11 protein-coding genes and 1 pseudogene are annotated in these 12,065 nt (G+C 42.4%); 3 read left to right on the plus strand and 9 right to left on the minus strand.

The genetic code is table 11. The annotated features are described in order from the left end of the window. Positions 1-118: 118 nt before the first annotated feature. The 7 genes from infA to dinB all read right to left on the minus strand — a co-directional run bounded on the left by infA (position 119) and on the right by dinB (position 8,820). A complete protein-coding gene (gene infA / locus EI162_RS11400) occupies positions 119-340 on the minus strand; it encodes a translation initiation factor IF-1 (protein ID WP_068036477.1) in 222 nt (73 codons plus the stop codon). 121 nt (positions 341-461) lie between these two features. Then, positions 462-1,301, minus strand: coding sequence for a tRNA pseudouridine(38-40) synthase TruA (gene truA, locus EI162_RS11405; protein WP_192524466.1), 840 nt, complete (start codon positions 1,299-1,301; stop codon positions 462-464). Between the two features lie 106 nt (positions 1,302-1,407). After that, positions 1,408-2,493, minus strand: a complete 1,086-nt coding sequence (locus EI162_RS11410) for an asparaginase (RefSeq protein ID WP_192524467.1) — start codon at positions 2,491-2,493, stop codon at positions 1,408-1,410. Positions 2,494-2,687: 194 nt separating this feature from the next. Beyond that, complete coding sequence (locus EI162_RS11415) at positions 2,688-4,256, minus strand: FimV/HubP family polar landmark protein (protein WP_192524468.1); 1,569 nt, start codon at positions 4,254-4,256, stop codon at positions 2,688-2,690. Positions 4,257-4,307: 51 nt separating this feature from the next. Further along, positions 4,308-6,173 (minus strand): FimV family protein, encoded by a 1,866-nt coding sequence (locus EI162_RS11420; protein ID WP_192524469.1) that lies wholly within the window; start codon positions 6,171-6,173, stop codon positions 4,308-4,310. 144 nt (positions 6,174-6,317) lie between these two features. Next, positions 6,318-7,505 carry a tRNA preQ1(34) S-adenosylmethionine ribosyltransferase-isomerase QueA gene (gene queA / locus EI162_RS11425; protein ID WP_413038389.1) on the minus strand — a complete coding sequence of 396 codons (1,188 nt, stop codon included), beginning with the start codon at positions 7,503-7,505 and terminating at the stop codon, positions 6,318-6,320. Positions 7,506-7,734: 229 nt separating this feature from the next. After that, positions 7,735-8,820, minus strand: coding sequence for a DNA polymerase IV (gene dinB, locus EI162_RS11430; protein WP_192524471.1), 1,086 nt, complete (start codon positions 8,818-8,820; stop codon positions 7,735-7,737). Between the two features lie 457 nt (positions 8,821-9,277). Here dinB and EI162_RS11435 point away from each other — a divergent pair, with 457 nt between their 5' ends. The 3 genes from EI162_RS11435 (at position 9,278) to EI162_RS11445 (ending at position 10,975) form a co-directional block, all read left to right on the plus strand. Beyond that, positions 9,278-9,526 carry a hypothetical protein gene (locus EI162_RS11435; RefSeq protein ID WP_225736979.1) on the plus strand — a complete coding sequence of 83 codons (249 nt, stop codon included), beginning with the start codon at positions 9,278-9,280 and terminating at the stop codon, positions 9,524-9,526. A gap of 177 nt (positions 9,527-9,703) precedes the next feature. Beyond that, complete coding sequence (locus tag EI162_RS11440) at positions 9,704-9,913, plus strand: hypothetical protein (protein ID WP_192524472.1); 210 nt, start codon at positions 9,704-9,706, stop codon at positions 9,911-9,913. A 78-nt stretch (positions 9,914-9,991) separates the two neighbouring features. Beyond that, complete coding sequence (locus EI162_RS11445) at positions 9,992-10,975, plus strand: formylglycine-generating enzyme family protein (RefSeq protein WP_192524473.1); 984 nt, start codon at positions 9,992-9,994, stop codon at positions 10,973-10,975. Between the two features lie 209 nt (positions 10,976-11,184). Here EI162_RS11445 and EI162_RS11450 read toward each other — a convergent pair whose 3' ends face one another. Both EI162_RS11450 and EI162_RS11455 read right to left on the minus strand, forming a co-directional pair. After that, a complete protein-coding gene (locus EI162_RS11450) occupies positions 11,185-11,778 on the minus strand; it encodes a hypothetical protein (RefSeq protein WP_192524474.1) in 594 nt (197 codons plus the stop codon). Positions 11,779-11,925: 147 nt separating this feature from the next. Further along, positions 11,926-12,065 (minus strand): annotated as a pseudogene (locus EI162_RS11455) (IS982 family transposase); the annotation flags it as partial.

Below are 12,065 nucleotides of genomic sequence, written 5' to 3' on the forward strand. Positions count from 1 at the left end.
TCAACGGGACGTTAATGGAGCAAAAAACATTCTCGCGGTCGGGCTTGGCCGTCTTTAGTAGGAATCCCCTTCACTTTTAGGGTGGGGAGGAAGTCAAAACCATTTTAGTTAATAAAAATTAGTTTTTACCACGATAAGTAATGCGACCTTTGGTGAGATCATAGGGGGTCATTTCAACCTTAACCTTATCACCAGTCAGAATGCGGATGTAATGCTTACGCATCTTGCCAGAGATGTGTGCAATAATTTCGTGTCCGTTTTCTAAACGAACTTTAAACAAAGTATTTGGAAGGGTATCAATGACTTCGCCTTCAAATTCAATAATATCGTCTTTTGCCATAATTTGTATCAATCGATTGAAAATAAGCCCATATTATACGTAAGTTAGCGGATTAAAGCAATACGGAACCTGATTTTTGCTTGACAGTCTGTAAGTGATATGTATGCCAGATTCTATTCCTTTAGTTAGGCAAGTTTAACCAGATAGGGGTCAAAGGCGCATCTGGAAATAATCGCTGGAAGCGTTCAGGATAATAAGCATTGATAAAGTATAAACCATCACCAGAGGCGGTCGGTGGTGCAATGGTACGGTCTTTTTTATGCAAAATAGTCAGAAAATCTGTGGGCGCTAACTCGTGTCTGCCGATAGCATATAGCGTCCCCATTAAGTTACGAACCATATGATGCAAAAATCCATCGGCCTGAATATCAAAAACGATAAATTGCCCATGGGCAAAGAGATTGGCGTGGCTGATGGTACGTACTGGCTGATTAGATTGACACGCGGCGGCGCGGTAACTACTAAAATCATGAGTACCAACGATATCAGCCGCCGCCTGTTGCATCGCAGCTAAATCAAGCGGCTCATAAATATGGGTCACTTGGTGATTGAGGATAGCAGGGCGCTGTGGCTGATTGAGAGTGATATAGCGATAACGGCGGGCAATAGCACCAAAGCGCGCATGAAAGTCTGCTGGCATCCGTTGGATCCAGCGTAGAGCAATGTCGTCAGGCAACAGGCTATTCACACCGCGTAGCCAGTTGTGAGTAGGGCGGTAGGCATGAGTGGTGAAATGGGCGATCATATTGCTAGCATGCACACTGGCATCAGTACGTCCCGCCGCAACGACCTCTACTGGTTCGTTGGCGACTTTGCTGATAGCTGTCTCGAGCGCTTCTTGTACTCCTAGCACTTCTCGCTGTCGTTGCCAGCCATGGTAATGTGTGCCTAAAAATTCAATAGCAATCGCTAAGGTATAGGTTGGCGAGCCTTCAGATTCGCTAATATTGGTGTCGGACATGGTAGTTTTGGTGCTTATCATTGGTGGAGAGTAATATAATCAGTTCAAAATAAAATTATAGCCAATAGCGCTGTATCATTTTTGAAGCAAATTAACTGTATCGTCTTTAGCGTTTTTTAATGGCTGTCCCAGTCTGACTAACATTATTTGACCAGCGCTGACGGCGTTTCGCTGGACTGTCATAACGCAGTAACAGCCATAATAGTCGGGCATAAATGGCAGGAATGGTTAAGCGTCCACCAGCAATCACCTGATGATCGTATTGCCAGCTACCCGCCGCATAAGTGTCACTGACACCGCCAAACGGTGATTGACTGGCACATATCACCATATGTCCTTTTTCATAAGCAAGATCTAACGTTTCTGCTAGTGCTACAGAGTAAGGCACATTACCAGCGCCAAACCCTAGCAAGATGATGCCAGAGGGCGGTTGTGATAATAAAGCCTGTAGCTGATTGCTCATTACTTTAGTATCGTTAGGCAAACAATAAAGCGCATGAATACGGGCTTGCTCAGCGCGAGTTTTGATATCCTTAAGCACCGCTTGCTGATCGTCGATCCAGTGTTGCCGGCGGGTATCTGGTAGGCTGTTTATATAGCTATTGGCAGGATAGGCTGCCCGTGAGTGCCCTGTAAATGCCATCAAGTCATGGCTGTGAATTTTTTGTACCGTTTGCGCAGGCCACGACTCACCACCAAAATTAATTTTAACCCCTGATTCGCCTGCTGCGGCCACTTTTAATGCATCGTTAAGGTTGTCCCACGCATCGCTATGAGCGTCGATACGGTAGTCGTGCAACACCTCACTGTCCAATAACGGACGCATACTGCCAGTAACCACCACACAAATATCGCTGCCAGCAAATGCCTCTGCTAAAAATGCCCCCAAATAGCTCAAGGTATCGGTGCCAGTGATTAACACAAAGCGCCTATCACCTTGTGCATAAGCGGTCAGTAAAAGCTGATAAAAATGCACAAAATCATTGGGAGTAAGTTGGCTACTGTCTTTAATCAGGGCATTATCTAACCAAGAGATTTTTGGTAAATTGACGGCGTTGTCTTGTTCGGTCAGTAGTGTTTGCAACGTTGGCAAAAATATCTCTGCCGATAAAGGCGTTAAAGGTCGGCCGTAGCTACCAAATGTACCACCAGCATAAATCAGTTGAATAGGGTCGGAGAGTGTCTTTGTCATAGCAGAGGTTGGCTTATATTGATGCAGTAAAGGAAGATGAAGGCGGTACTCTAGTAGCAGCTACAGCATGTCTTATTGTGATAATAAAGAGTATAAAGGCTAAATGCAAAAAAATCGGCAAGTATTCTTCAGCGATAGAATACTTGCCGATATGGCTTTTAGCGACTAAACAGCAGTAAGTCTACTTATACTGATTATGCTGTACGCTCCAGTAATGCTTGTGCTTGGCTTTGTTGTTCGCTATTGCCTTGATTGATTACTTCATTGAGCAGACGTTTGGCGCTGTCATACTCACCCAACTGTAAGTATTGGCCAGCCAAATCCAGTGTCACTTGATTGCTGTCTAATGCTTTTACAAAATCAAAGTCTGCTGCAAAGCGCGATGAGAAGTCTTCTGCTGTTTCAACAGGCCCTTCAGTAGAAAAGCTTTCTTCAGTCGCAATCTCAGTCTCAACGTCGACTGGGGTAGCTGCTGTTGGCGCGTCTAAATCATACGCATCATCTAGTGAGGTATTGTCGTCGAATAGCATGGGTGCAGTCGGTGCAACACTGGTTTCTTCAGGCTGGCTGATTTCTAGCTCATTATCCTTAAACGATTCTTCGAGGTTGATGCTTTCAAAGCCATTATCTTCTAGCACAAGACCATCAATATCACTATTGGATTCAAAGGTAGGTTTGTCGCTTTCTAACGCAATTTCTAGACTATTTGACTCATCGAGACTGTCTAAAGACAATGTAAAATCATCTTCAAGGCTTTGGCTTGCATCGCTAGTTAATTCTGCAGCGATTGTTGCATCAGTATCTTTATCGGTATCGCTGACTAAATCGTCAAAATCTAAAACAAATTCTTCGTTTTCTAGTGCCATTTCTTCGTTAGTACTATCAGCGCTGTCTGAAGTTATCGAGGTTGTCGTTAGGTTGTCGTTTTCTTCAGATAAATCAAGGCTAAAGTCGAAGTCACTAAGGTCATCAGAGTTACTAATATCGTTTAAGTTACTGTCTTCGACGATTGCCGCGTCATTACCAGATGTATCGATATTAACCGTATTGAGGCTTTCATCGTCTGCCATATCTAATGTTGTAGCAGGCGCAGTATCAGTTGTGTTAGGTTCGTTAAGATCGTTCTCTAAGTCGCTCAGCGTAAGGTCGAAGCTATCCTCGACTGTTTCATTTACCAATGCATCGCTATTTGAGTCAATGACTGGCGTTTCAGATACGGTATGTTGACTATCGTCTTGACGAGTAGGGAGGTCAAAATCGATACTCTCAAAGTTTTTTTCTTCTTCCACTGGTAAGTTTTGTGTGAGTTCTGAATTCTGTTCTTCAAAAAACAACGTTTTTAACTCATCGGCCAACACAATGCTTTCTGCGTCATTCTGTATTTTAATCGCATCATAAACTTTATTGAAGTTTTCTGGCTGATTAATGGTCGCATATATGCTGAGTAGTTTAAGAGACAACTGGTTATCTTTAGGTCTTTCGATTAGCCCACGGTTAAGCGTTTCAATCGCTTTGTCATAGCGCTGTTGATCCATAAAGCGTTGGGCAATCGCAATATGATCGAATTTATTGTCACCCTCTTTGTTGCTCGGGATGGTAGTGTCAATATCTGCTTTTGGCATCGGTGTTGGAGTAGAGGCATCTCTTCCTGATTTTACATACGGCTGGGTCGGAGGTTGTTGCGCTTTCTTTTTGCGCAATACCAATCCAGCTATTAATAATATAAGCACCAATCCTGCGATGATATATAGCATATTGTCCATAGTTACTCCCACGCCTATGATCGCGGCATATTGCGTTGATCAGTCAGGCAGTTATTGATTGCGTAGTTTTTCGAGACGAGCTTGTAGCTCAGCCAGTTTTTGGTTTTGTAATTGAATTTTTTTGGTATAGCTATCAAGTGCACTACTGATTTTTGACAATTGCTGAGCTTGTGATGCTGTGTTTTTTCTTGATGCCTTGAGGGTTGCTAATATATCTGTACTGAGGCCGTTACCCGTCGCCGAAGCTGACTTCTCTTGAGTGCCATCCGCGCTACCATTACGACCAGGAGCGAGCAATGAGAACTGTGCTTTAGGCAGTGTTTGCGTTTTAGTAATTTTTGGCTTTTTAGGGCGCTTGGTCGCTTGAGCTGTCTTAGGGGGTGTTTTAGTGGTTTTCTTTATTACCGGTGTATTCGCTCGGCGGCTATATTGTTTTTGCGCGCTAATAGCAGCTTCTAAATTCTGCTGTGATGGGACGACATCGTAACTGGGTAAGCTGAGCTTGGCATCGGCTTTTAATTGACCAGCATCTTTATTAATAAAAGCACCGGGGTTTTGCGTTTGAATTTGCTTCATTACTGTCTGAATGTCTAAATTATTTTCCTTCGCGATCTGCTGTGCGATAACCCATAGGCTATCGTTGCGTTGTACTTGATACTGGGCTGCACTGTTACTAGTTGCTGTGACAGCAGTAGTACTATTATTATTGTTGAGCTTAGGCGATGTATTAGCGGGTATATTACCGCTTGAAGTAGCGGATGTAGATGTATTACTAACCTCAGAGTTAGCGTTCGATGTGTCTAAGACGTCGTTGTTTGGTGTTGGCGTAAGAGGTGAGGCTGCCGTTATGCTAGCACTCGCATCTGTTTTATCACTTGGCTGTATCTGGCGGATGATTTCTATGTTTAAAGTGTCGAATGATTTATCAGGATTCTCAGCAGCTATCAGCACCTTGCTACTTGCAGCTTTATTATCAGCGACGTTTTTATTATTTTTTACATCATTTGCAACATCCTTAGATACGTTTTTAGCAGAGCTGATGTCGAGATTACTAGCATCAGCTGTCATAACAGCATTGCTTGTGTTTTTACTTAAGCGACCATTGTCTAGGCGGCTTGCCGAGTTAGGTTTGCTATCATTAGTATCCGAGTTGTTGTCCGTGCTTTTTACCTCAAAGCCGTTGTTTAAACGATCATTATTCAAACGACCATTATCCAGACGACTAGGCGCATAAGTAAGATTGTTACCTTGCAAGGTAGAGGTCACTGTCGGTGCCTGAATATTGGGTGCTGGCAATTTTGAAGCCAATAATTCTGTTGATGACTGAGGCGCTGATATTTTAGGTGCTGATGTTTTAAGCGATGATATCAAGGGCGGCGGTGTGCCTTTTCTGACAGTCAATGGTTGATCATTGTTTGCTGACACGCTTGGTAAGCTGGGTTTTTTTGCACCCGTTACGATATTTTTAGCGGTTTTTATAGGGACGCCATCTATAGGTACGCCATCGTTGAGTGGCATCAGCAGTGTCTTGGGCACAACATTACGTTGGCCTTTATCATTGATGGCTAGCACCACATCTGCAAATGGTTTAGATACAGGCTGCGATGTGGTAATAAATACTTGACCACTGGTCGCGGAAGTTGGCTTAAAGCGGACGGTCATCGAGTCAGTTGGTGTCAAACCCATTTGTTGATAAATATGTGAGTTTGCTAAGCTTGCTGAAAAATCAGCCGCGTGGATGTTGGTAACCATGATACTTGCTGCGAGAGGCTCATGTTGAGAAGAGGTGACAACCGTCTTACCAATCGTTGCAGCTTGCGCACTCGACACTAAGGCTGCGTAGCTTATAGAACAAAGTAATGCCATCGATACCGCGCGATGTACAGTAGTCAAGCGATGAGATAAATGACAAGACATGTGCAGCCCTTTAGGATGTAGGTTATCTTTGTTGTTATAACAAAATAGCGTTTAGTTTACCAGTTTATTTCACAACTGTTGTTACCAATACACAAAATGTTTGAATTGTGTTCCATAAGTTTTTCCTCGACTATCATTGATTACTTAAGCAACGGCTGCTTTATCAAGCAACATGGCATCGCCGTAGCTAAAGAAGCGGTACTGCTTATTAATAGCATGTTGGTAAGCATGCTCAATAGCGCTTTTACCCGAAAATGCCGATACTAGCATTAAGAGTGTGGATTTGGGCAGATGAAAATTGGTCAACAGTCGATCTATCACCCCGAACTCAAACCCCGGATAAATAAATATATCGGTGTCACCGGACCAGCTAGAGAGCGCTTGCCCGTCAACCGCTGTTTTTTGATAAGCCGTTTCGAGCACGCGTGTCACTGTCGTACCAATCGCGATAACCTGCTTGCCATTGGCATGAGTTTGATTAATAAGGTCGGCAGTGGCTTGTGGCAGATGAGCGTATTCGCTATGCATGGTGTGATTGAGCAAGTTGTCTGTTTTCACTGGCGCGAATGTGCCTGCACCGACATGCAAGGTGACAAAAGCAGTATTAATCCCTTTTGCAGCAAGTTTGCTCAGTACCGTTTCATCAAAATGTAGGCTTGCGGTAGGGGCGGCCACACTGGCAAGCTTGGTTGGGTCGTGAAAAACCGTTTGATATCGAGTGTTATCTGTGTCATCAGCATGACGCTCAAAGTAAGGCGGAATAGGCAGCTCACCATAAAGCTCTAAATGCGGCAAGATAGGCGCATCAAACGCTAAAATAAATAAATTGTCCTGACGACCAATCATCACTGCATGCATATGACCATCAGCAAGTTGCAGACGTTGCCCAAGCTTAAGCGCTTTACTCGCTTTAACATGACAAAGCGCAACGTGCTCTGTTTTGACAGGTTCATCATCTGTAGACTTTAAATGTAAAGTCGTGATATCTAAATCTGAGATATCAACCAAACGCTCAATCAATGCTTCAATCTTACCGCCTGTATCTTTTTGACCAAATAGCCGCGCTTTCATGACTTTTGTATCATTAAATACAATCAGGTCCCCAGTATTTAATAAGTCAGGCAACTCAGCAAACAAACGATCCTCTATGTGAGACTTATTGCTTTGATTATCAGCAGGCAAATACAGTAATTTTGAGGCAGAACGCTGCGTTAAGGGATAGCGTGCAATCAGGGCGTCTGGTAGCACATAATCATAATCCTCAACGCTCAAATAGTTTAAGCCGCCGTTGTTTTTATCGGTATCAATCAAGGCGTTGGTATCAGAGTGCATAGTGTGGGAATTGGTCATAATCAGTCTTTATATGAGTATAAATTTTAGCGTAATTGTAGCAGAAACAAGCCTATGAAAGGATGGTTTAATAAGGACTCATGCGCATAAAAGCCATTTAAAAACCGTTTGGAAATACTAAATAGCCTAAGCGTTAAGTATTGATATTACCATCAATAAAGTATTTAGAGTCGGCTGCTTATTTTATAATAAGTCGAAGACATGGCCTAGATTATTCAAATAAATTCAACTGCGGTAGTAATTGCGCAGCAGGGGTTAATGAAGAAAAAGTCACGCCCACTAGGCGAATAGGTAACCCACGAGGAATATCTAAAAATAATTTATCGAGCCAATGATGTGCAGACTTGGCGCTATCAAATGCCGTTGATAGCGTGTGTGAGCGGGTAATTTGAGTAAAATCTGCGTATTTTATTTTAAGGGTAATGGTATAGGCGAGTAGCTGTTTTTTTTGCAATTGAGTAAAGGCATCGGCGTTTTGCTCATAAATCTGTACGCGTAATTGGTCATCATCACTTAGATTGTCTCTAAAGGTGGTCTCCGAGCCAACAGATTTGTGCGTCCGCTCAGATTTCACCGCACGCTCGTCACGCCCATGAGCGATATCGTGATAAAACTGTCCACGCTTGCCAAATTCCTGTACCAATACAGCGGCTGGCGTGCGTCGAAGGTCAGCGCCATCACTGATACCCATCGCATGCAAGCGCTTGGCAGTCGCTTTGCCAATACCGTGGAAGCGCTCGATAGGCAAGGTGCTAATAAAGGTATCGGCATCTGCTGGGGTGATAATGGCTGTACCATTGGGTTTATTGATATCAGAGGCAATTTTGGCTAGCATCTTGTTAAATGATACGCCAGCAGATGCGTTCAGACCTGTGTGCTCTAGAATCTGCGCTCTTAGCCAATTGGCCATTAATGTCGCTGAACCCTTATGGACTTGTAGCCCCGTGACATCAAGATACGCCTCATCCAACGATAGCGGCTCAACGTGCGGTGTTAAACTGTACATGATTTGACGGATGTCGCTACTTACTGCCCGATAGACCTCAAAACGCGGCCTGACAAATATCACCTCGGGACAACGTTTTCGCGCTTCATAGCAAGACATAGCCGAGCGTACGCCAAATTTCCGTACTTCATAGCTGGCTGCTGCGACCACACCTCGACCACTTGGATCACCGCCAACGACCAATGGTTTACCGCGCAACTCAGGAAAGTCACGTTGCTCTACACTGGCATAAAAAGCATCCATATCTATATGAATTATTTTACGAGGGTTAAGGTTTATAAAAGCTGTCATAATCACTATTTTACCTGATTTAGCCGCTTTTTTAGTGTTATTAGCTGAATTTTAACGAATTTTGAGTAAGTAGGTAGATAGTCAGGTAGATAAATAGTCAGGTAAGAAAAGACAGTATAGTTATAGTAAGATAGTCGAGTCCCTGTAAAACTGTACCAGCATGATAAATGTCCATTACCCTCAAATATTAGTCAACGTAACCTACCATTTGTCCTGACAATTTCACCGTTTGTCATGTATTTCAAAATTAGATATGTTAGTTTTGATTAGGGTGTTTTACACTATAGTGTCTAAAGGAATGGATTTTTGTAAAAAAAGTAAGCAACGCCTTGGGCTGTTTTTCATACATACCGCAGTAGTTGCTTATAGCTCATGCCGATACTGAGATTGAGTGTTGGTGAAATTAACTCTTTAACAATGTGCTGTTGTCAAAGGGTTTAGGATGATTGAGGGGCTAATGATGAATAACGATTTGAAGGGAAGCGATTTAACACGAGCGATGATATTACGTGGTGATAAGCAGATATGGTGTGCAGTTTGTGATGAGAGTGACGAGCTCGCTATGATGGATCATTGTGGTAATGATTTTACCGCTTATATTGTGTCATTTAGCGATGTTTTTTTTTATTGCAGTGGTGGTGCGCCATGGAGCTTTGCGGTACCGATTAAAATAAGTGCGGTCATGCAATCCGAAATAGGGATATAAGCACAAAGATAAGTATATTGAACAAGGTCTACGGTAAAGTATGACGGTGGTGAGTTAATAGGTATAAAACAATATAAATAAGAGCTGATTTACTAAGCTCTTTTTTTTATCAAAAAGAGCTATAAATCACATCACTTCTAGGGTGTGGAATCAGGCGTCAGCAGTGATGGCGATAAGTTGCAAACTAAAATCACTCATCACTATGCTGAAAAACCAGCCATTGCTCAACATACCAAAATCAAAAATACCCGAAAACATTTAACCCATAAGGTCACCAACGAACTTGTCAAAGCCAGCAACTTGATTGTCGTTAGTAAGATAAAATCCAAATCATTCACTTCAAGCAAACTCGCCAAGTCTGTCTATGATGTTCGTTGGGTTATTTAATATCTCTACTTGGACAATCAAAACAAATTATTAGTATAATCTCTTTAATTTCCCAACAAAATATCACTGTAGCTTGTTATGACGCTAAAGCCTTTATTCGTATCTTTGTTTATCTTACCGCTATTTGCCATGACTGCCTGTGCTAAAGAAGCTGTCACTCCTGTTGATAGCGCTGGCATACCGCAAACCCGTAGTAATCTAAGCGATGATGAACAGCAGCAGTTGAATAACTTCTTAGCGCAGCAAAAAGAAAACATGCAATTTATTGAGGGGGGTAGCTATGAGATGGGTGACTTTGGTTCTAAGCTCGATTGGACTGAAGGAATGCCGATCTCTAGCGGTGGTGATAATAAATCATTGCATAAGGTGACACTTGATAGTTTTAGTATGAATGCTTATAAGGCGACCTATGGTGACTTTGATATCTATAGTATGGTGACTGGGCAGCCTAAAGAAGGAATGCAAGAATACGCGAAAAAAGTACACCAACCCAAAGCTGCTGCTGGTATTAATTGGAAAACCGCGCAGCATTATTGTCAATGGCTGGGCCAACAGTTAGATGTGCCGATGAGTTTACCGACCGAAGCTCAGTGGGAGTATGCGGCGCGTAATCGCGGTCAGTATGTGTTATTCCCAACCGATACTGGCAAAGTAGATGATGGACGTAATGTATGGACATTTGATCAAGCACGTGAATTCAGTAATAAATATAACAGTATTTTGGACGTACCAATTGTTGGTTTATATCCGCCTAATCCATTAGGACTGTATGATATGACCAATCAAAACTATGAGTGGATGATTGATTGGCATGATGCCAAGTATTATGGAAATAGTCCTGAGCATAACCCACAAGGTCCATCAACTGGTAAAGAAAAAGTATTGCGCAGCGTGGATGCCAATGAAGGTGACGCTAGAAATATTAGGGTGATGGGTCCTGTAAGCGTAAAACGCTGGCACAAATTGCCCAATCCACCTCTAATTGATGACGATTCTAAACTTAATCAGAATCGTGCAACATCAGCAAGATGCGTTGCTAACTCCTCTCAGCCATTAAAATAATAAGCGCTATTCTTTTATCGAGTACTACCTCTTACATATAAATTTCCATCTCATCAAGCTTGATAACTGTCATCAGATGAACAATCATTAATACTGTATTACCCAGTAAGCCATATCAGTTATTATCCACAAACACGCAAATGCTACCGCTAGCAATGCAAACATAGCGATTAATATCAACGTTACCGCAATCGATACTAATATTAGGCTCAATCAATATCCACAAAAGCAGGATCGCTTAAGTCTTCTGCATTTGGTTCAGTAATAAATATAGGATAACCCCGTTCAGCGGTATATTGACCTTCTTCAAGATCTATTGGCGCACGAGAAAATTGATAAGCGCCTTCAATCGGTATTTTCTGATTGCCCTTTTGCAAGTAAGCTTCGGTTAAAACTAAGTCTTTATCAAAGTTTATCTTAAGTGTGGCAAACTTATCGGGACTGGCTGGCTGTTCATTAGTTACAAGGGAACGATTGGGGTACAACTCTTTAAAGTATTTAAAGAAGCGGTTTAGATTGGGGTCTTGGTAGTAGGGCTGATATGAGGCATTCCTAAGACTTCGAGCAGACCACTGCGGTCTAGGGTATAGATGTACTTCAACTTCGGTGCGCTCGCCAGACTCTTGATCAGTCGCCCACGTTCTTATCTTAGTCGGTACTGCTTTAAGCGTGTTTTCGTATTTACCCAACTGCTCATCAAGTACAGCAAATCTTTCGATATTGGCAAATTCAGCGTAGTATTCGCCATTCCATTCTTGCCCATTGATACTGATAGATAGATTCCAAGGGTATTTGGTCTGCATTTGCTTGTACCAGTCTGATGAGATAGTCCATGCGCCTGATTGCCATTGCTCATAACCCTCTGGGCTTTTATCCTTAAATGCGACAAGGTTCTCGTTTTTGGTAATGTCTTTATTTTTTAGGTAATATTTATAATCAATACCCCACTCTCAACTTGAAATAAGCAACTCAAACTGAAGAGGCGGGTTACCAAGTTTTTTGTTGAGTACAAAGCATAGATTATGAGACAGAATCTTACGAATCAATCGATGAGACAAATGCCATAAATCTTTTGCTCGTACCCTTTGTA

Source organism: Psychrobacter sp. FME6 (assembly GCF_014861365.1).
Classification (GTDB): domain Bacteria; phylum Pseudomonadota; class Gammaproteobacteria; order Pseudomonadales; family Moraxellaceae; genus Psychrobacter.